An 18291-nucleotide genomic window follows, 5' to 3' on the forward strand; every position below is an offset into this window, starting at 1 on the left:
ACATCCCAGAGAGAGAAGTGTGAGTGGGGAGAGCGGGCGGCGCCCGTCCCGTCAGCCCGTCGCCAGCAGGATCGCCAGGAGTACGGCACCGGCGACCGCCGGCGCGATCACCTCGTACGCCCAGCGCACGGTGACCTCGCCCTGCGCCGACTCCGCCTGCTCCCCGGCCTCCAGCAGCTCGCGCAGGTCGGACATGATCTGGTCGGACTCCGCGCGCGTGGACCCGCCCGGCGCGATGCCGCCCCGCGTGCCGCCGGCGCCCATGCCGCCGCCGAACGCACCGAGCCCGCCGCCGAGGCCCAGGCCCCCGGACCTGCCGCCGCCGCGCTGCGCACCCGCCGCCTCCGACGCGGCCCGCGCCTCGCGCCGCGCCGCCTTCTTGCGGGCCCGCAGCGAGACCGGCACCGCCCACAGCTGGAACTTGGCCCCCGCCTTCGTGACGGCCTCGTTCGAGTACCCGGACCGCAGCGTGGCGATCTCGCCCCACGGCAGCACGACGAGCCGGAACGGGTTGCGGACGCGCAGTCGGTCCGCGTTGGCGTACACCGCGGGGCGGATCGTGAACGCGACGACCAGCGGCACGGCGAGGATCAGGCCGGCGAGGGCGAGCCACGGGGTGCGGTCGTGGCCGGACGCGAGGGCGTCGATGCCGAGCCAGCCGACGATGGCCAGCAGCAGGACACCGCCGACGATGCCCGCGGGTGAGCGGTAGATCCGGTCTTTGGACTCGATGGGCGGGGTCGTCATGGTGCGAATTCTGCCTCAGGGCTCCGCCTCTTCGCCGTTGGGGCTGTGTGCGTTTGCGACTGCGGGTGCGCTGTGGCTGGTCGCGCCCACGCGGCGGAGCCGCACATAGATACAGCCCCGCGCCCCTTAGGTGGGTCCACTTGCCCGGGGTGTACAGCTGCTACGCGCGTAGATATGCTCGGGTGGTGACCATGCCCACCACTGCACCTGCTGCTGCACACGCACTCGGCGAGGTAACGGCTTCAGACAGCACGCTGCGCCGCTTCCTCCACGGGCTGCCCGGCGTCGACGCGGTCGGCCTGGAGGCGCGCGCCGCCTCGCTCGGGACCCGTTCCATCAAGACCACCGCGAAGGCGTACGCCATCGACCTCGCCATCTCGATGGTCGACCTGACGACGCTGGAAGGCGCGGACACCCCGGGCAAGGTCCGGGCGCTCGGCGCCAAGGCGGTCCGCCCCGACCCGACCGACCGTACGAGCCCCTCGACCGCGGCCGTCTGTGTCTATCCCGACATGGTGGCCACCGCGAAGGAGGCCGTCGCCGGTTCCTCCGTGAAAGTCGCCTCCGTCGCCACCGCCTTCCCGGCCGGCCGTGCCGCGCTCGACGTGAAGCTGGCCGACGTGCGCGACGCGGTCGCCGCGGGCGCCGACGAGATCGACATGGTCATCGACCGCGGGGCGTTCCTCGCGGGCCACTACATGAAGGTGTACGACGAGATCGTCGCCGTGAAGGAGGCCTCGGGCGCCGCCCGCCTGAAGGTCATCTTCGAGACCGGCGAGCTGTCGACGTACGACAACATCCGCCGCGCGAGCTGGCTCGGCATGCTGGCCGGCGCGGACTTCATCAAGACGTCGACGGGCAAGGTCGCCGTCAACGCCACGCCCGCGAACACCCTGTTGATGCTGGAGGCGGTCCGCGATTTCCGCGCGCAGACCGGTGTCCAGGTCGGTGTGAAGCCCGCGGGCGGTATCCGTACCTCCAAGGACGCGATCAAGTTCCTGGTCATCGTCAATGAGACGGCGGGCCAGGACTGGCTGGACAACCACTGGTTCCGCTTCGGCGCGTCCTCGCTCCTGAACGACCTGCTGATGCAGCGTCAGAAGCTGGCCACCGGCCGCTACTCCGGCCCCGACTACGTGACGGTGGACTGATCCCCCATGGCATCCGCATCTTCATCCGCATCCGCTTTTGAGTACGCCCCGGCGCCCGAGTCCCGCGCCGTCGTCGACATCGCGCCCTCCTACGGCCTGTTCATCGACGGCGAGTTCACCGAGGCGGCCGACGGCAAGGTCTTCAAGACCGTGTCCCCCTCCACAGAAGAGGTCCTCTCCGAGATCGCCCAGGCGGGCGAGGCGGACGTCGACCGCGCGGTGAAGGCCGCCCGCAAGGCCTTCGAGAAGTGGTCGGCGCTGCCCGGCTCCGAGCGCGCCAAGTACCTGTTCCGCATCGCCCGGATCATCCAGGAGCGCAGCCGCGAACTGGCCGTCCTGGAGACCCTGGACAACGGCAAGCCCATCAAGGAGACGAGGGACGCGGACCTCCCCCTGGTCGCCGCGCACTTCTTCTACTACGCGGGCTGGGCCGACAAGTTGGACCACGCGGGCTTCGGCGCGAACCCGCGGCCGCTGGGTGTCGCGGGCCAGGTCATCCCCTGGAACTTCCCGCTCCTGATGCTGGCGTGGAAGATCGCCCCGGCACTGGCGACCGGCAACACGGTCGTCCTGAAGCCGGCGGAGACCACACCTCTCTCGGCCCTCTTCTTCGCGGACATCTGCCGCCAGGCGGGCCTCCCCAAGGGTGTCGTCAACATCCTTCCGGGATACGGCGATTCGGGCGCCGCGCTGGTCGCGCACCCGGACGTGAACAAGGTCGCCTTCACCGGTTCCACGGCGGTCGGCAAGGCGATCGCGCGCCAGGTGGCCGGCACGACCAAGAAGGTCACCCTCGAACTCGGCGGCAAGGGCGCGAACATCGTCTTCGACGACGCCCCCATCGACCAGGCGGTGGAGGGGATCGTCACCGGGATCTTCTTCAACCAGGGCCAGGTCTGCTGCGCGGGCAGCCGACTCCTCGTCCAGGAGTCGATCCAGGACGAGTTGATGGACTCGCTGAAGCGCAGGCTCTCCACGCTCCGCCTCGGCGACCCGCTCGACAAGAACACGGACATCGGCGCGATCAACTCCGCCGAGCAGCTCGCGCGGATCACCACACTCGTGGAACAGGGCGAGGCGGAAGGCGCCGAGCGCTGGTCCCCGTCCTGTGAACTCCCGTCCTCCGGCTACTGGTTCGCCCCGACGCTCTTCACGAACGTCACCCAGGCGCACACGATCGCCCGCGACGAGATCTTCGGCCCGGTGCTGTCGGTGCTGACCTTCCGTACGCCCGAGGAGGCGGTCGCGAAGGCCAACAACAGCCAGTACGGCCTCTCCGCCGGCATCTGGACCGAGAAGGGCTCCCGCATCCTCGCGGTCGCGAGCAAGCTGCGCGCGGGTGTCATCTGGTCCAACACGTTCAACAAGTTCGACCCGACCTCGCCGTTCGGCGGCTACAAGGAGTCGGGCTTCGGCCGCGAGGGCGGTCGCCACGGCCTGGAGGCGTACCTCGATGTCTGAACAGAACCGTCTGAGCGTCTTCAAGACCTACAAGCTGTACGTCGGGGGCAAGTTCCCCCGTAGCGAGAGCGGCCGGGTGTACGAGGTGACCGACTCAAAGGGCAAGTGGCTCGCGAACGCACCGCAGTCCTCCCGCAAGGACGCCCGCGACGCGGTCGTAGCGGCGCGCAAGGCGTTCGGCGGCTGGTCCGGCGCGACGGCGTACAACCGGGGCCAGATCCTCTACCGCATCGCCGAGATGCTGGAGGGCCGCAAGGACCAGTTCGCGCGTGAAGTCGCGGACGCGGAGGGCCTGTCGAAGTCGAAGGCGGCCGCCGTGGTCGACGCGGCGATCGACCGCTGGGTCTGGTACGCGGGCTGGACGGACAAGATCGCGCAGGTGGTCGGGGGCGCGAACCCGGTGGCGGGCCCGTACTTCAACCTGTCGTCCCCAGAGCCGACGGGAGTGGTCACCGTCCTGGCACCCCAGGAATCCTCCTTCCTGGGGCTGATCTCGGTCGTCGCCCCGGTGATCGCGACCGGCAACACGGTCGTCGTCATCGCGAGCGAGAACTCCCCGCTCCCCGCACTGTCGTTGGGCGAGGTCCTGGCCACGTCCGACCTGCCGGGCGGTGTCGTCAACGTCCTCTCCGGCAGGACGGCGGAGATCGCGGCGCCCCTGGCCGCACACCAGGACGTCAACGCGATCGACCTGGCCGGCGCGGACGACGTACTGGCGAAGGAACTGGAGATCGCGGCGGCCGACAACCTCAAGCGAGTTCTCCGTCCACAGCCTGTGGATTACGCGGAGACTCCCGGCATCGACCGCCTGACAGCCTTCCTGGAGACGAAGACGGTCTGGCACCCCACGGGTTCACTGGGGGCGGGCGGCTCCTCCTACTGAGCGGGGCCGAAGGCCCACGCTCAGGGGCGCGGGGAACTGCGCGACCAGCCACGACGGACGCGCACCCGGCAACGAGACCGCAGTTCCCCGAACCGCCCCCGCACCAGCTCAGCCCCCCAACAGTCCCGTCACCTGCCCGACCACGGGCATGCTCCCGATCGACTGCGCCTCGGCCACCGGCCCCGTCAACGCCTGCGAGGCCAGCGGCTGGAAGTCGGCGAGCTGGGTCGCGACCCCGTTGTCGAGGGGATCAACACCCGTCCCCGCGAGCGGATTCGGCTTGAGCCCGGCAACCGGCCCGGTGACATACCCGACGGTGCCGGTGAGGGCACCGAGCCCCGCCGCGGGGTCGATCTTGCCCAGGGACGTCGGCCGCGTCCGCATCACGTCGACGGCCGGTGCGGTGTCCGCGGCGGCCGACGCCGCCCCCGCGCCCAGGGCGACTCCGGCGGTCGCGAGGGCGACGAGGGCGCGCTGGGCGGTCGGGTGCTGGGGGGACGTGTGTCGTGCCATTGCTGGTGCCACCTTCTGGTGCGCAGGGTAATCAGGTCAGCACGAAGGGTAGTTGACGTGTGATGCGCGTTCCACTGCCGACCCGCGGGGTCGGCAGGACGTACGGAATACGTCAAACTGGTGTCCCGTGAGCATCCTTTCCCCGTCACCGGCCCGTGTCGTGCTGCTGTGCGGCCCCTCGGGTTCCGGCAAGTCCCTCGTTTCGGCCCGGTCCGGTCTGCCAGTGCTGCGGCTCGACGACTTCTACAAAGAGGGCGACGACCCGACGCTGCCGCAGGTGGCGGGGAGTTCGGACATCGACTGGGACCACCCCGACTCCTGGGACGCGGACGTCGCGGTCGCCGCGATCGTCGAGCTGTGCCGCACGGGTCGTACGGACGTGCCGGTCTACGACATCTCGCTCAGCGCGCGCACGGGCACGGAGGCGGTCGACGTGGGCCGGACCCCGTTGTTCATAGCGGAGGGAATCTTCGCCGCCGAGGTCATCACCCGCTGCCGGGAGCTGGGCGTCCTCGCGGACGCGCTGTGCCTGAGCCGGGGTCCGATGCGCACCTTCCGGCGCCGCTTCCTGCGGGATCTCCGGGAGGGCCGTAAATCCGTGCCGTTCCTGTTGCGGCGCGGCTGGCGGCTGATGCGGCTGGAGCGCTCGATCGTGGCCCGCCAGACCGGACTCGGCGCGTACGCCTGCGACAAGGACGAAGCGCTGGGCAGGCTCGCAGCGGCTGCCGTAGGCCGGCGCCCGGCTGCGGCTTCCACACCAGCCGCGACCCCCACCAGCTGAGGCCGCACAAAGAAAGCGGGACTGGACGGACCCCCCGGCCCTCCAGTCCCGCTCTCCCGTTCCCCCGTGGTACTTCCCCCGTGTTTCCCCCCATGGTCCCCGTGACCCCGTCGGCACCCCCCGGTACCGATCCCCCGCGGTCCCCCCGGACCTCCCCCGTTACCTACTCCCCCCCAACCTTCAGGCGACAAGCTCCCCGAAGGCGTCTTCCTCGTCACGGCCGAAGCTGAGGACCTCGTCCTCGCGCATGCGGCGGAGCGACCGCCAGATGCTGGACTTCACCGTGCCGACACTGATGTCGAGGATCTCCGCGATCTCCGGGTCCGTGCGGCCCTCGTAGTAGCGGAGGACCAGCATGGTGCGCTGGAGTTCCGGCAGCCGGGACAGCGCCTGCCACAGGACCGCGCGCAGTTCCGTGCCGCGCATCGCGTCCGTGTCGCCGGGCGTCTCCGGCAGTTCCTCGGTCGGGTACTCGTTCAGCTTGCGGCGGCGCCACGCGCTGATGTGCAGGTTCGTCATGGTGCGGCGGAGGTAGCCCCCGACCGCGGCCTTGTCGCTGATCCGGTCCCACGCCTTGTACGTCGAGAACAGCGCGCTCTGCAGCAGGTCCTCGGCCTCGAAGCGGTCACCGGTCAGGTGATAGGCGGTCGCGTACAGGGAGGCGCGGCGCTCCTGGACGTAGGCGGTGAACTCCGCCTCCGACAGCGAACGACGCTCCCCCGTGTCCTCCCTGTACGCGCTTCCCCCGTGCGCTTCCCCCGTGTGCGCGTCAACCACCGTCATGTAACCGGTGTGCTGACGCCCGGCACCGCGAACGCACCCCCGCCCGCTCACGGCACCGGACTTCTCGGAACCCCGGGTGACATCGTGCAGACGCGTGATGACTGCGTTGTTGCTGGTGCTGTGCAGCGTGTTCATCTCGCGCCCCCCGTAGTGGACTTGCCCGGTGTTCGGATGTTCCGGCGTGGTTCCTTGCCTGTGCCGAAAATCCTGCCGGGGCCACTTCATGGACGTGTCCCCCGACTGTCACAGACCTGTCACAGGGGTCGGTCTCTGTAGCTGCCCTCAGAAAACGGACAGTCCGGTCACAGAATGGGGCGCTACGGGTACGCACACATACCTACGACGGCTACGTACACGTACAGGTGTCGAAACCCCGGCCCGCCATGGGCCAGAATGAGCCCCGTGCCTTCCCTGTTGCTGATCGAGGACGACGACGCCATCCGGACGGCCCTGGAGCTCTCGCTGACGCGCCAGGGACACCGGGTAGCCACCGCTGCCAGCGGCGAGGACGGTCTGAAGCTGTTGCGTGAGCAGCGGCCGGACCTGATCGTGCTGGATGTGATGCTGCCCGGCATCGACGGTTTCGAGGTGTGCCGTCGTATCCGGCGCACGGACACGCTGCCGATCATTCTGCTCACCGCGCGCAGCGACGACATCGACATCGTCGTCGGCCTGGAGTCCGGTGCCGACGACTACGTGGTCAAACCCGTGCAGGGGCGCGTCCTCGACGCCCGTATCCGGGCCGTGCTGCGGCGCGGCGAGCGCGAGGCCAACGACGCGGCCACGTTCGGCTCGTTGGTGATCGACCGCGCCGCGATGACCGTCACGAAGAACGGCGAGGACCTCCAACTCACGCCCACCGAGCTGCGGTTGCTGCTCGAACTGAGCCGGCGGCCCGGACAGGCCCTGTCCCGGCAGCAGTTGCTGCGCCTGGTGTGGGAGCACGACTACCTCGGCGACTCGCGCCTGGTGGACGCCTGTGTCCAGCGGCTGCGCGCCAAGGTCGAGGACATCCCGTCGTCCCCGACGCTCATCCGTACCGTGCGCGGCGTCGGCTACCGCCTGGACTCGCCTCAGTGACCGACGCACCAGGGGGGATCCGCGGCTGGCGCCCGGGTCGTAAGGGAGTTCTGTGGCGGCTGCGGTTCACCAGCCTGCGCCTGCGGCTGGTGGTCGTGTTCGGCCTGGTCGCGCTGACCGCCGCCGTGTCCGCGTCCGGCATCGCGTACTGGCTCAACCGCGAGGCCGTCCTCACCCGCGCCCAGGACGCCGTCCTGCGGGACTTCCGCCAGGAGATGCAGAACCGCGCCGGCGCCCTGCCCGTCCACCCCACCCAGGACGAACTGATGCGCACCGCGGGCCAGATGGCCAACAGCAGCCAGCGCTTCAGCGTCCTGCTCGTCGGCGAGGACGCGAACGACAAGACGGTCTACGGCAACTCGGGCGGCCTGAACGGCTTTTCGCTGGAGGACGTGCCCAAGTCGCTGCGGACGGCGGTGAACAAGCAGCAGTCGGTGTCCGACGGCAACAAGGAGCCGTACCACCTGTACTGGCAGCGGGTCACCGAGCACGGCACGCCGTATCTGGTGGCCGGCACGCGGATGATCGGCGGCGGGTCGACCGGCTACATGCTCAAGTCCCTTGAGCCGGAGGCGAAGGACCTCAACTCCCTCGCCTGGTCGCTGGGTATCGCCACCGGGCTCGCGCTGATCGGTTCCGCGCTGCTCGCGCAGGCCGCCGCGACGACCGTCCTCAAACCGGTGCACCGGCTCGGCATCGCCGCGCGCCGGCTCGGCGAGGGGAAACTCGACACCCGGTTGCGGGTCTCCGGGACCGATGAACTCGCTGAACTGTCACGGACGTTCAACCAGACCGCCGAGGCGCTGGAGAAGCGGGTCGCCGACATGGCCGCCCGCGACGACGCCTCGCGCCGGTTCGTCGCCGACATGTCGCACGAGCTGCGGACCCCGCTGACCGCCATCACCGCCGTGGTGGAGGTGCTCGAAGAGGAACTCGACGCCGAGACCGGCAGCGTGGACCCGATGATCGAGCCCGCCGTACGCCTCGTCGTCAGCGAGACCAAGCGGCTCGGCGACCTCGTCGAGAACCTGATGGAGGTCACCCGCTTCGACGCGGGCACCGCCCGGCTGGTCCTCGACGACGTCGACCTCGCCGACCAGATCACCGCGTGCATCGACGCCCGCGCCTGGCTGGACGCCGTGGACCTGGACGCCGAGCGCGGCATCCACTCGCGGCTCGACCCGCGCCGCCTGGACGTCATCCTCGCCAACCTCATCGGCAACGCCCTCAAGCACGGCGGCTCGCCGGTGCGGGTGTCGGTGCGGCTGGAGGACGACGAACTCGTCATCGCCGTGCGGGACCACGGTCCGGGCATCCCGGAGGACGTCCTGCCGCACGTCTTCGACCGCTTCTACAAGGCGAGCGCCTCCCGGCCGCGCTCCGAGGGCAGCGGCCTGGGCCTCTCCATCGCCCTGGAGAACGCGCACATCCACGGCGGCGGGATCACCGCCGCCAACTCCCCCGAGGGCGGCGCGGTGTTCACCCTGCGGCTGCCGCGGGACGCCTCCGCGCTCACGGAGGAGCCCGGCGCCGAGAACGGCGAGAAGAGCGAGGGCGCCGGCCCCGAGGAGACCGCGTCATGAACGTACGACGCCGCTACGGCATCGCGCTGACCCTTCCGTTCCTCGGCCTGCTGCTCGCCGGGTGCGGGATCCGGGCCACGGAGGTGCCGACCGACTTCGGGGCGGCGCCGTCCCGGGTGCCCTGCACGCTCACCGACCCTGACATGTCGCCGCAGGCCGCGCGCGGGGTGCCCGTGCAGGTGTTCCTGCTGTGCGGATCGTCGCTGGTGACCGTCGACCGGGCCGTACAGGTGCCGGACGGCACGGCGGACGTGCAGCGGCGCGTCATCGTCGCCCAGGGGCTGCTGGACCAGCTCGCGGAGTCGCCGTCGTCGGGTGAGAAGGACGCGGGGTACACGACCGACGTGCGCGGCGGCATGACGGTGAGCGGGCCGCGTGCCAGGGATCCCAAGGACGCGCTGCGGCTGAGCAATTCACCGGCCGACCTCACGTCGTACGCGCTCGCCCAGCTCGTCTGTACGTTCTCCGACTCGGCCGCGGCCGAGGGTGACGGCTCCGTGATCCTGGGCGGCCCGGACGGCACGCCCCTGCGCCGCTACGAGTGCACGGACGACGTCCGCTCCGACCCGGGCACCAAGGCACCGCCGTCCAGCGAGGTGACGGGCGGCTGAAGCCGCGGGCGCCCCGGGGGTGAACGAGGCGCGAAAAGGGGCGTGTGGCGCAGGCCTCACCCTGGTGCTCGGTGCCTACCCGGAACCGATCGTGCCGGAGAGGGCGTCTTGTGGGGCGTGCAGCGTCAAGGCTCCATCGGCGGCAGTGCCGCGATTCGCGTCCGTGTGACAGGGGGTGTCCTCCTCGTCGCACACCTCGTGCTCGTCGCCTGGGTCACGCTGCGCCCACGGGACGTCCCCTGGGTGATGCCCCCGAATCTGCACCCGCTGGCCAGTATCCGGGCCGATCTGGCCATGGGCTGGCCGGAGGCGTCGAAGCGGATCGGTGAGGGCCTCGCGCTGCTGGCCCCGCTGGGTGTCCTGCTCCCGACGGTCAGCGGCAGACTCCATGTCTCCCCGCTCGCGTCCTTCGTCCGTACGGTCGCCGCGGGCGCCCTGATCTCCCTGGGCATCGAACTGCTCCAGACCGGGGTGCCGGGCCAGGTCGTCGACATCGACTCGCTGCTCATGAACACGGTCGGCGTGGCCCTCGCACACGCCGTGATCGTCCCGGCGGCCCGCGCCTGGCTCCGCCGCAGGGCCGAGTCCGGACCCCCCGTGACCGTCCTCCAGGAGGAACCGGCTCAGGGACGGACCCCGACGATTCCCAGGGTCGGCATCGCACCGTAGAGCGACGCCGGGCCGCCTCCGGCTCCGTACCGTTGACGGCAGATGGGGCAACCACACGGGGAGCCTCGGACAGCCGCTCGCGAAGGAGCCAACCATGACCGCCATTGCCCGCCCCACCCAAGGCCGCATGATCGGCGGAGTGTGCGCAGCGCTGGCGCGGCGCTTCGGTACCTCCGCGACCACGATGCGGGTGATCTTCCTGGTCTCCTGCCTGCTGCCCGGCCCGCAGTTCCTGCTCTACATCGCGCTGTGGATCCTGTTCCCGGCCGAGGACAAGGTGCGCACCGAGGCCTGGTGAGGCTCCGGCCCCGGATACCACCCACGTCCACACCCACGTACGCCGATGGGGCGCACCCTCGTCCAGGGTGCGCCCCATCGGCGCGTTCAGGGGTGGGCTCAGCCCAGGGGGACGCCGTTCAGCGGCAGGCCGTGCGTGGGCAGGCCCGTGTTCGACAGCGGGAGGCCGCCCAGCAGACCGGCGACGGGCGCGGTCGGACCGTCGGACAGCACCTTCTCGGCGGCCGGCTGCACGGCGGACAGACCACCCGCGAGCGCGGGCTGCGCCTGGCTCAGCGCCTGGCCGGCACCCGGCAGCGCCTTGGCGATGTTCTCCGCGGGCAGCGTGTGGGTCACGGTGCCCAGCGCCTGGGTGGCGTCCGGAAGCGCCGGAGCCGCGCTCGCGGCACCCGCGCCGACAGCGGCGAAGGCGGCACCGAGGGCGGCGACACCGAGGGTCTTGGCAGCAGACTGCTTCATGGTGAATGCGTCCTTGAATGGGAAGACGGGGGATGTGAGCGGTCCAAGACCGTAAACACGCGAGGGCACCCGCCGCAAACATCGAAATGCGGACGGATTGTGAACACCCGCCCGCACTCCCCGTATCCCGGTTGACCTCGTTCAGCCCTCTTCGGGCACAGAACCGCTGGTGGAAGCGGTCTGCCGGAACAGCCATTCGGATTTCAGCTCGGCATATCCGGGCTTGATCACGTCATTGATCATGGCGAGTCGTTCATCGAAAGGAATGAATGCTGACTTCATAGCATTGACGGAAAACCACTGCATGTCGTCGAGCGAATAACCGAACGCCTCGACAAGGTGCTCGAATTCCTTGCTCATGCTGGTGTGGGACATGAGACGGTTGTCGGTATTGACCGTCGCCCGGAAGTGCAGCCTGCGCAGCAGCCCGATCGGGTGCTCGGCGTAGGAGTCGGCGGCGCCGGTCTGGAGGTTGGAGCTGGGGCACAGCTCCAGCGGGATGCGCTTGTCGCGCACGTACGACGCGAGCCGGCCGAGCTCGACCGAGCCGTCCGCCTTGACCTGGATGTCGTCGATGATGCGCACCCCGTGCCCGAGCCGGTCGGCGCCGCACCACTGCAACGCCTGCCAGATCGACGGCAGCCCGAAGGCCTCACCGGCGTGGATCGTGAAGTGGTTGTTCTCGCGCTTCAGGTACTCGAAGGCGTCCAGGTGCCGGGTGGGCGGGAACCCGGCCTCCGCGCCCGCGATGTCGAAGCCGACGACACCCAAGTCGCGGTAACGGTTGGCGAGTTCGGCGATCTCCAGCGCGCGGGCGGCATGCCGCATGGCGGTGAGCAGCGCCCCCACGCGAATGCGCCGCCCGCTCTCCTTCGCGATCGACTCCCCTTGCCGGAAGCCCTCGTTGACGGCCTCGACGACCTCTTCGAGGCTGAGCCCGCCGTCGAGGTGCTGCTCGGGCGCGTACCGCACCTCCGCGTAGACGACGCCGTCCTCGGCGAGGTCCTCGGCGCACTCGCGGGCGACGCGGATCAGCGCGTCGCGGGTCTGCATCACGCCGACGGTGTGCGAGAAGGTCTCCAAGTACCGTTCCAGCGAACTGGAGTCGGCGGCCTCGGCGAACCACACGCCGAGCTTGTCCGGGTCGGTCTCGGGGAGTTCGGTGTACCCGGCGTCCCGCGCGAGTTCGACGATCGTCCCCGGGCGGAGACCGCCGTCGAGGTGGTCGTGCAGCAGAACCTTCGGCGCCCGGCGGATCTGGTCCGAGCTCGGGATGTTCGTGGTCTGGCTCGTCATTTCCGCACTCTAACTCCTACGCGCGTAGATCACCCGCTGTACGAATCCGTCGATACGTAACGGTGACCGCGCGGAAGGATGGCGTACACGCCCGCTTCTGACACTGTTCTGTCATGGCACAGCAAGCGACGCCGGTCAGGACGGCCCGGCTGGGGAGAGCGCTCGGTCCCGAACCGACCTCGGTGAGCGGCGTGGTGCTGCTGCTCCCCGGTGGCGAGGAGGTGTCCAGCCGCAGACCCTCCCCCATGATGGCGACGGCCTCCGTACGGACGTTGGGGCGCCGACTGGCCCGCGCGGGCCAGGGTGACGGGCTCGCCACGCATGTCGTCCACTACCGCTGTCGCGGCTGGAACGGCAGCGAGGCGTCTCTCGCGCACGACGCGGCGTGGGCGGTGGAGGAGGTCGTACGGCGGTACGGGGACGTGCCCGTGTGTCTCACCGGGATCGACATGGGCGCCCGCGCGGCGTTGCGCTCCGCGGGGCACGAGGCGGTGAACTCCGTTGTGGCGCTGGCTCCTTGGCTGCCCGAACAGGATGTCGCCGCGCCACCCGAACCGGTGAAGCAGCTGGCGGGGCGGCGGGTGTTGATCGTGCACGGCACGAACGACGAACGGACCGATCCTGAGCTGTCGTTCCGGTTGGCGGCGCGGGCGAAGAAGGCGAACCGGGGCATCTGCCGGTTCGAAGTGCACTCCGACGGGCACGGGTTGCATCAGCATCGGCAGGAAGTGCACGCGCTTGCCGAGGACTTCGTGATGGGGGCGTTGTTCGGGCGGGCGTTTTCCCGGCCTGTCGAGGATGCGCTTCAGGCTCCGCCGCCGTTGGGGTTGCGGATGCCGTTGGCTGCGGGGTTTGGGCGGTCGCTGCGTAGGGGTTGAGGATTCGTTGCGGGGTGCGGGTGCGTTGCGGCTGAGCGCGCCCACGCGGCGGAGCCGCAAATTGACACAGCCCCGCGCCCCTTAGGTGAGCAAGCTCCCCCGTCTCGAGAGCAGGAACTTCTTGAAGGCGGCCACTGGGGGTGTGTCCGGGTGGCCGTCCAACCACGCCACGCCGATCTCTCTTACCGCCCTCGGGGCCGTTACCGTCAGCTCGACAACTCCTGGGCGGGGTACGGCGGGTGGAGGCAGCAGCGCTACCCCCAGGCCCGCTGCCACCAGGCCCCGTAGGGTTTCCGCCTCTTCTCCCTCGAAGGCGATCTTCGGGCGGAAGCCGGCCTCCTTGCAGACGTTGTCGGTGATGCTGCGGAGGCCGTAGCCCGGTTCCAGGGTCACGAAGGTCTCGTCAGCTGCCTCCGCGAGGCGGATGCGCTTGCGGGTGGCCAGGCGGTGGTCGGCCGGGACGACCAGGCGGAGCTTCTGTACGTCCAGGCGGTGGGCCACGACGTCGGGGGCGTCGAGGGTCGGGGCGGTCAGGAGGCAGAGGTCCAGCTCGCCCGCGCGGAGCCGTTCCAGCATGGCCTCGCCGTAGTTCTGGACGAGGCTGAAGCGGACGCGGGGGTGGTCGGCGCGGAAGGCTCGGATGAGGCCGGGGACGGTTTCCGAGCCGAGGGTGTGGAGGAAGCCGAAGGCGACCTTGCCGGTGGCGGGGTCGGCGTCGGCGCGGACCTCGTCGGCGGCCCGCCCGATCTCGGCGAGGGCGCGGTCGACGGAGGTCAGGAAGGTGCGGCCGGCGGGGGTCAGGGAGACCGTGCGGCCCCTGCGGGCGAACAGGTCGACGCCCAGGTCCTGTTCGAGACGGACCATCGCCCGCGACAGGGTGGACTGCGGGACCCGCATCTCCTGTGCGGCCCGGGTGACGTGTTCGGTGCGGGCGACGCCGGCGAAGTACTCGAGGCGGGGCGCGAGGAGCGCGACGATGTCTTCTGTGTCACCGGACGGTGACAGGTGAGCCTGTGACCTCTGTTGATGCGCCATGGGAACGATTATGGGGTTTCCGTGCATTGGACGGATGAGTGGGAGCGTACGTAGCTTCGAGGCATGTCTCCCGCCGATACCGGGGCGTCCACGATCGTGGCCGCCACCATCCCCGTCCCCGACTCCGACTCACGGCTGACACCGGGTGGTCCCGGTTATCGCCGGATGAGTTTCGCGCTGTTCCTCGCCGGTGTGGCGACCTTCGCGCTGCTCTACTCCACGCAGGCCCTGCTGCCGCTGATCTCCTCCGGTTTCGCGGTGTCGGCGAGTGCGGCGAGCTGGACGGTGGCGGCGGCGACGGGTGGGCTCGCGCTGTTCGTCCTGCCGATGAGCGCGCTGTCGGAGCGCTTTGGACGTCGTACGGTCATGACGGCGTCACTGGTGGTCGCGGTGAGCATCGGGGTGCTGGTCCCGTTCGCTCCGTCGCTGGGCGCGTTGGTGGCGTTGCGGTTCCTCCAGGGGGCCGCGCTGGCCGGGCTGCCTGCCTCGGCGACCGCGTATCTGGCGGAGGAGGTCCGGCCGAAGGCGCTGGTCACGGCGATCGGGCTGTTCGTGGCGGGCAACAGCGTCGGCGGGATGAGCGGCCGCGTCATCACCGGCTGGGTCGCGCAGGAGTGGGGCTGGCGGGTCGCTGTTGGGGTGATCGGTCTGATCGCGGTCGGCTGCGCCATCGCCTTCCGGCTGCTGCTCCCCGCCCCGCGGCACTTCACGCCGGGTTCGCTGCGCCCGCGCGTCCTGGCCCGCACGGTCCGCGACCACCTCGCGAACCCGCTGCTGTGCCGGCTGTACGCGATCGGCGCGCTGTTCATGACGGTCTTCGGCGGCGTGTACACGGTGATCGGCTACCGCCTCACCGAGGCCCCCTTCTCCCTCCCCCAGGGCATCATCGGCTCGATCTTCCTGGTGTATCTGGTGGGGACCGTGTCGGCGTCCACGGCGGGGCGGCTGGTCGGCCGGCTGGGGCGCCGGGGGGCCTTGTACCTGGCGGGCGGTACGACGGCGGCGGGGCTCGTGGTCTCCCTCGCCGACTCGCTCCCTCTGGTGCTGCTCGGCCTGGTCCTCATCACGGCGGGCTTCTTCGCGGGGCACGCGGTCGCGTCCTCGGCGGTCAGCAAGACGGCGACGACGGGGCGTGCGCAGGCGTCGGCCCTCTACCAGTCCGCCTACTACATCGGGTCCAGCACGGGCAGTACGGTCGGCGCGATGGCGTTCCACGCGGGCGGCTGGGCCGGGACGGTCGGCGTGGGGATCCTGGCGGTGGCCGGGGTGGTGACGATCACCGTGCTGGGATCGCGGGCGGCTCGGGTGGAGCGGCGGGGGCTGGCACCGATCGGCCCGTCCGGCGCCTGAGGACGGGGCCCACACCCGAGGCCCACACCCATACCGGGTGACCTGCAATCACCCTGGCCTGCACGTTCATCCACTCCTCGCGCCATTGTCAGTGGGCTGCGCTACGTTTCGGGGTAAGGGAAGAACGGCCACAGGGGTGGGTGGGCGAGACCATGAGTGACAGCGTTGTGACTACGACGGACGACCTCGATGTCAGGCTGGAGAAGCACCGCGTCGAGCTGACCGGGTACTGCTACCGCATGCTCGGCTCGTCCTTCGAGGCCGAGGACGCGGTGCAGGACACGATGGTCCGCGCATGGCGGAACTACGAGAAGTTCGAGGGCCGGTCCAGTCTCCGTTCGTGGCTGTACCGGATCGCCACGAACGTCTGCCTGGACATGCTGTCCGCGGGCAACAAGCGGGCGCGGCCCGTCGATCTCAGCGACTGCACCCCCCTCGCGCAGGCCGCGCTGTCGCCCCGCGCGGACAACACCTGGCTGGAGCCGATGCCGGACGCGCGCGTGCTGCCGACCGTCGCAGACCCCGCGGAGGCGGCCGTGGCCAAGGAGTCCGTACGGCTCGCGTTCATGGCCGCCCTCCAGCAACTGCCGCCCAAGCAAAGGGCGGTGCTGATCCTGCGCGAGGTGCTGGCCTGGCGGGCGAACGAGGTGGCCGAGCTGCTCGACACCTCGGTCGCGTCGGTCAACAGCGCGTTGCAGCGGGCCCGGGCGACCCTCGCCGAGCGGGACGACAAGGCGGCCGACGCCGCCGTCTCCGACCCGCTCGACGAGGAGCAGCGGAAGCTCCTGGAGCGGTACGTCGCGGCCTTCGAGGGCTACGACATGGCCGCGCTCACCGCGCTGCTGCACGAGGACGCCATCATGACGATGCCGCCGTTCGACCTGTGGCTGACCGGCCACGACGACATCGCGGGCTTCATGACGACGATCGGTTCCGCCTGCGAGGGCTCGCGCCTGATCCCGGTGCAGGTGAACGGTCTGCCGGGCTTCGCCCAGTACAAGCCGGACCCGGAGGCGGGCGGCTTCAGCCCCTGGTCGGTCCAGATCCTGGAGATCTCAGACGGCAGGCTCACCGGGTTCCACTTCTTCCTGGACACGAAGCGCTGGTTCCCGCTGTTCGACCTGCCCCTCCATCTCGACGCGGAGTCCGACGAGATCGAGGAGGGCGCGTAGTCCGGGGGCGGGGTCGCGGAGTCTGATCCGCCCGCCGGCCCTGCGGGCGGTCAGCGCGAGGCGGGCCAGGAGGTCGACGGTACCGAGCCCCGGCGGCCCGGGCCCTACGACCTCGATCTCGACCAGGACCGCTCCGGCACCGGTCCTCGCCTCCAGCAGTGCCCGTACCTCGGCGCACAGCCCCGCCTCCTCGTCACGGGTGACGGGGCGGGCCGGCACGAGTACAGCGGGTGTCTTGGCGTCCACGATCGGTAGACCGGGTGGGCGGTCGTAACTCATCGGGGGCGACCGCCTAGGTTTGCTGTATGCCCCACGGATCAGCCCCGCCCTGGATACCCGATGCCCTCCCGCGCGCCGAAGCCGGTGCCGAGGGGGTGCCGTGCAGGGGGTGCTGACCGGGTTCGCGGTCATCGGTGTGGTCATCGCGGTCGGCTATCTGATCGGCGTGCGCGGTTCCCTCGGCGAACACGGGCGTGAGGTCCTGACCAAGCTGGCCTTCAACGTCGCGTCCCCTGCGCTGTTGTTCACCACCCTCGCGCGGGCCGACCTCTCGGTGATCTTCTCCAGCGGGCTGCTCGTGACGATGCTGAGCACGGCGGCGGTGGCGGGTGTGTTCGTGGCCGTGGGAGTCGTACGGGGCTGGAGCGTCGGCCGTACGACGATCGGCGCGCTCTGTTCGAGCTACGTCAACTCCGGCAACCTCGGCATCCCGATCTCGGTGTACGTCCTGGGCAACGCGTCGCTGGTGGCGCCGGTGATGTTGTTCCAGCTGGTGGTGGTGAGCCCGCTCGCGCTCACGATCCTCGATCTGTCAGGTGCGGGTGAGAAGGGGCCTTTGTGGCTACGGCTGCTCACGCCGCTGCGGAATCCGGTCGCGGTGGGGTCGCTTGCGGGGGTCGCGGTGGCCGCGAGCCGGGTCCATGTACCGGACCCGGTGATGGAACCCCTCACCCTGATCGGCAACATGGCGGTACCGGCGGTTCTGATCGGGTTCGGGATTTCGCTGCGGGGCAGCGCGGCCCGTGCGCGGGGCGTGGAGCGGTGGCCGGTGTTGTTGTCGGTTGCTCTGAAGTCGGTGGGGCAGCCGGTGATTGCCTGGGTGCTGGCGGTGGGGGTGTTCGCGATTCACGGGGCGGCGTTGCTCGACGTGGTCGTGACCTCGGCGCTTCCTGCCGCGCAGAACCTGTACACGTACGCGAGCCGGTATCGGGTGGGTGAGGGGCTTGCCCGGGACTCGATCCTGCTGTCGACGGTGCTGTCGGTGCCGGTGTTGGTGGGGATCGCCGCGCTGCTCGGGTAAGGCGGGGTCGTGTTCTGTCCGCGGGCACGTTGTGGCTGGTCGCGGAGTTCCCCGCGCCCCTAAAAGAGCCGGGCGAGCGGAGTTCCAAAGGCCAGCGCGTCCCCGCCACCCTAAAAGAACCAGGTGACCGGAGTCCCAAAGACCAGCCCGTCCCCGCGACCCGGAAACCGGGAGGGGACCGGGATCCGAAAGCTCAGCCCCCTCCGCGCGCCCCTGAAAAGCCGGAAGGGGGTTGGGACTTG

Annotated in this window: 20 protein-coding genes; 13 read left to right on the top strand and 7 right to left on the bottom strand. The window is 70.2% G+C overall.

What is annotated here, in order from left to right:
• Positions 1 to 51: 51 nt before the first annotated feature.
• Entirely contained in the window at positions 52 to 747 is a 696-nt protein-coding gene (locus tag OG714_RS20160) for a PH domain-containing protein (RefSeq protein WP_406122824.1), read from the bottom strand.
• A gap of 191 nt (positions 748 to 938) precedes the next feature.
• Between OG714_RS20160 and deoC the strand changes: the two genes are divergently transcribed.
• From deoC to OG714_RS20175, 3 genes are read left to right on the top strand one after another with little or no spacing between them, the layout of a single operon-like run.
• Positions 939 to 1898 carry a deoxyribose-phosphate aldolase gene (deoC, locus tag OG714_RS20165; RefSeq protein ID WP_406122825.1) on the top strand — a complete coding sequence of 320 codons (960 nt, stop codon included), beginning with the start codon at positions 939 to 941 and terminating at the stop codon, positions 1896 to 1898.
• A 6-nt stretch (positions 1899 to 1904) separates the two neighbouring features.
• Complete coding sequence (locus tag OG714_RS20170) at positions 1905 to 3359, top strand: aldehyde dehydrogenase family protein (protein ID WP_406122826.1); 1455 nt, start codon at positions 1905 to 1907, stop codon at positions 3357 to 3359.
• Positions 3352 to 4242 carry an aldehyde dehydrogenase family protein gene (locus OG714_RS20175; protein ID WP_406122828.1) on the top strand — a complete coding sequence of 297 codons (891 nt, stop codon included), beginning with the start codon at positions 3352 to 3354 and terminating at the stop codon, positions 4240 to 4242. The genes OG714_RS20170 and OG714_RS20175 overlap by 8 nt, the downstream gene beginning before the upstream one ends.
• A 108-nt stretch (positions 4243 to 4350) precedes the next feature.
• On the opposite strand, the gene OG714_RS20180 is transcribed toward OG714_RS20175, so the two are convergent.
• Positions 4351 to 4755, bottom strand: a complete 405-nt coding sequence (locus OG714_RS20180) for a hypothetical protein (protein WP_406122829.1) — start codon at positions 4753 to 4755, stop codon at positions 4351 to 4353.
• A 127-nt stretch (positions 4756 to 4882) separates the two neighbouring features.
• On the opposite strand from OG714_RS20180, the gene OG714_RS20185 reads away from it, so the two are divergent.
• The gene (locus tag OG714_RS20185) at positions 4883 to 5536 is read left to right on the top strand and encodes a uridine kinase (protein WP_406122831.1); all 654 of its coding nucleotides are present in this window, start codon (positions 4883 to 4885) and stop codon (positions 5534 to 5536) included.
• 180 nt (positions 5537 to 5716) lie between these two features.
• On the opposite strand, the gene OG714_RS20190 is transcribed toward OG714_RS20185, so the two are convergent.
• Positions 5717 to 6454, bottom strand: coding sequence for a SigE family RNA polymerase sigma factor (locus tag OG714_RS20190; RefSeq protein ID WP_393761828.1), 738 nt, complete (start codon positions 6452 to 6454; stop codon positions 5717 to 5719).
• Positions 6455 to 6721: 267 nt separating this feature from the next.
• On the opposite strand from OG714_RS20190, the gene afsQ1 reads away from it, so the two are divergent.
• The 5 genes from afsQ1 (at position 6722) to OG714_RS20215 (ending at position 10560) form a co-directional block, all read left to right on the top strand.
• Positions 6722 to 7399 carry a two-component system response regulator AfsQ1 gene (gene afsQ1 / locus OG714_RS20195; protein WP_406122833.1) on the top strand — a complete coding sequence of 226 codons (678 nt, stop codon included), beginning with the start codon at positions 6722 to 6724 and terminating at the stop codon, positions 7397 to 7399.
• Positions 7396 to 8982, top strand: a complete 1587-nt coding sequence (locus OG714_RS20200) for an ATP-binding protein (RefSeq protein WP_406122835.1) — start codon at positions 7396 to 7398, stop codon at positions 8980 to 8982. Before afsQ1 ends, OG714_RS20200 begins: the two co-directional genes overlap by 4 nt.
• On the top strand, positions 8979 to 9593 hold the full coding sequence (locus OG714_RS20205; RefSeq protein ID WP_406122837.1) for a hypothetical protein: 615 nt from the start codon (positions 8979 to 8981) through the stop codon (positions 9591 to 9593). Before OG714_RS20200 ends, OG714_RS20205 begins: the two co-directional genes overlap by 4 nt.
• 117 nt (positions 9594 to 9710) lie before the next feature.
• The gene (locus tag OG714_RS20210; protein ID WP_406122839.1) at positions 9711 to 10262 is read left to right on the top strand and encodes a VanZ family protein; all 552 of its coding nucleotides are present in this window, start codon (positions 9711 to 9713) and stop codon (positions 10260 to 10262) included.
• Positions 10263 to 10356: 94 nt separating this feature from the next.
• Positions 10357 to 10560 carry a PspC domain-containing protein gene (locus OG714_RS20215; RefSeq protein ID WP_033280213.1) on the top strand — a complete coding sequence of 68 codons (204 nt, stop codon included), beginning with the start codon at positions 10357 to 10359 and terminating at the stop codon, positions 10558 to 10560.
• A 98-nt stretch (positions 10561 to 10658) separates the two neighbouring features.
• Here the strand turns inward: OG714_RS20215 and OG714_RS20220 are convergent, their stop codons facing one another.
• Both OG714_RS20220 and OG714_RS20225 read right to left on the bottom strand, forming a co-directional pair.
• Complete coding sequence (locus OG714_RS20220; protein WP_406122841.1) at positions 10659 to 11018, bottom strand: ATP-binding protein; 360 nt, start codon at positions 11016 to 11018, stop codon at positions 10659 to 10661.
• Between the two features lie 141 nt (positions 11019 to 11159).
• The gene (locus tag OG714_RS20225) at positions 11160 to 12314 is read right to left on the bottom strand and encodes an adenosine deaminase (protein WP_406122843.1); all 1155 of its coding nucleotides are present in this window, start codon (positions 12312 to 12314) and stop codon (positions 11160 to 11162) included.
• A gap of 113 nt (positions 12315 to 12427) precedes the next feature.
• On the opposite strand from OG714_RS20225, the gene OG714_RS20230 reads away from it, so the two are divergent.
• On the top strand, positions 12428 to 13192 hold the full coding sequence (locus OG714_RS20230) for a prolyl oligopeptidase family serine peptidase (RefSeq protein ID WP_406122845.1): 765 nt from the start codon (positions 12428 to 12430) through the stop codon (positions 13190 to 13192).
• 81 nt (positions 13193 to 13273) lie between these two features.
• Here the strand turns inward: OG714_RS20230 and OG714_RS20235 are convergent, their stop codons facing one another.
• Complete coding sequence (locus tag OG714_RS20235; RefSeq protein ID WP_406122847.1) at positions 13274 to 14227, bottom strand: LysR family transcriptional regulator; 954 nt, start codon at positions 14225 to 14227, stop codon at positions 13274 to 13276.
• 63 nt (positions 14228 to 14290) lie between these two features.
• Between OG714_RS20235 and OG714_RS20240 the strand changes: the two genes are divergently transcribed.
• Both OG714_RS20240 and OG714_RS20245 read left to right on the top strand, forming a co-directional pair.
• Positions 14291 to 15577: an MFS transporter gene (locus OG714_RS20240; RefSeq protein WP_406122849.1), complete on the top strand. Its 1287-nt coding sequence runs from the start codon at positions 14291 to 14293 to the stop codon at positions 15575 to 15577.
• Between the two features lie 152 nt (positions 15578 to 15729).
• The gene (locus OG714_RS20245; RefSeq protein ID WP_406122851.1) at positions 15730 to 16749 is read left to right on the top strand and encodes a sigma-70 family RNA polymerase sigma factor; all 1020 of its coding nucleotides are present in this window, start codon (positions 15730 to 15732) and stop codon (positions 16747 to 16749) included.
• On the opposite strand, the gene OG714_RS20250 is transcribed toward OG714_RS20245, so the two are convergent.
• Positions 16633 to 17028, bottom strand: a complete 396-nt coding sequence (locus tag OG714_RS20250) for a hypothetical protein (protein WP_406122853.1) — start codon at positions 17026 to 17028, stop codon at positions 16633 to 16635. The genes OG714_RS20245 and OG714_RS20250 overlap by 117 nt on opposite strands.
• A 100-nt stretch (positions 17029 to 17128) precedes the next feature.
• Between OG714_RS20250 and OG714_RS20255 the strand changes: the two genes are divergently transcribed.
• Positions 17129 to 18049 (top strand): AEC family transporter, encoded by a 921-nt coding sequence (locus OG714_RS20255; RefSeq protein ID WP_406122855.1) that lies wholly within the window; start codon positions 17129 to 17131, stop codon positions 18047 to 18049.
• Positions 18050 to 18291 lie beyond the last annotated feature (242 nt).

It is taken from the genome of Streptomyces sp. NBC_00989, from assembly GCF_045162655.1.
Classification (GTDB): Bacteria; Actinomycetota; Actinomycetes; order Streptomycetales; family Streptomycetaceae; genus Streptomyces.

What these genes read in the sequence shown, in the direction of transcription:
- OG714_RS20160 (WP_406122824.1), bottom strand. Translation starts at nt 747, where the DNA reads ATGACGACCCCGCCCATCGAGTCCAAAGACCGGATCTACCGCTCACCC.
- deoC (WP_406122825.1), top strand. Translation starts at nt 939, where the DNA reads ATGCCCACCACTGCACCTGCTGCTGCACACGCACTCGGCGAGGTAACG.
- OG714_RS20170 (WP_406122826.1), top strand. Translation starts at nt 1,905, where the DNA reads ATGGCATCCGCATCTTCATCCGCATCCGCTTTTGAGTACGCCCCGGCG.
- OG714_RS20175 (WP_406122828.1), top strand. Translation starts at nt 3,352, where the DNA reads ATGTCTGAACAGAACCGTCTGAGCGTCTTCAAGACCTACAAGCTGTAC.
- OG714_RS20180 (WP_406122829.1), bottom strand. Translation starts at nt 4,755, where the DNA reads ATGGCACGACACACGTCCCCCCAGCACCCGACCGCCCAGCGCGCCCTC.
- OG714_RS20190 (WP_393761828.1), bottom strand. Translation starts at nt 6,454, where the DNA reads ATGAACACGCTGCACAGCACCAGCAACAACGCAGTCATCACGCGTCTG.
- OG714_RS20205 (WP_406122837.1), top strand. Translation starts at nt 8,979, where the DNA reads ATGAACGTACGACGCCGCTACGGCATCGCGCTGACCCTTCCGTTCCTC.
- OG714_RS20215 (WP_033280213.1), top strand. Translation starts at nt 10,357, where the DNA reads ATGACCGCCATTGCCCGCCCCACCCAAGGCCGCATGATCGGCGGAGTG.
- OG714_RS20220 (WP_406122841.1), bottom strand. Translation starts at nt 11,018, where the DNA reads ATGAAGCAGTCTGCTGCCAAGACCCTCGGTGTCGCCGCCCTCGGTGCC.
- OG714_RS20225 (WP_406122843.1), bottom strand. Translation starts at nt 12,314, where the DNA reads ATGACGAGCCAGACCACGAACATCCCGAGCTCGGACCAGATCCGCCGG.
- OG714_RS20230 (WP_406122845.1), top strand. Translation starts at nt 12,428, where the DNA reads ATGGCACAGCAAGCGACGCCGGTCAGGACGGCCCGGCTGGGGAGAGCG.
- OG714_RS20235 (WP_406122847.1), bottom strand. Translation starts at nt 14,227, where the DNA reads ATGGCGCATCAACAGAGGTCACAGGCTCACCTGTCACCGTCCGGTGAC.
- OG714_RS20240 (WP_406122849.1), top strand. Translation starts at nt 14,291, where the DNA reads ATGTCTCCCGCCGATACCGGGGCGTCCACGATCGTGGCCGCCACCATC.
- OG714_RS20245 (WP_406122851.1), top strand. Translation starts at nt 15,730, where the DNA reads ATGAGTGACAGCGTTGTGACTACGACGGACGACCTCGATGTCAGGCTG.
- OG714_RS20250 (WP_406122853.1), bottom strand. Translation starts at nt 17,028, where the DNA reads ATGAGTTACGACCGCCCACCCGGTCTACCGATCGTGGACGCCAAGACA.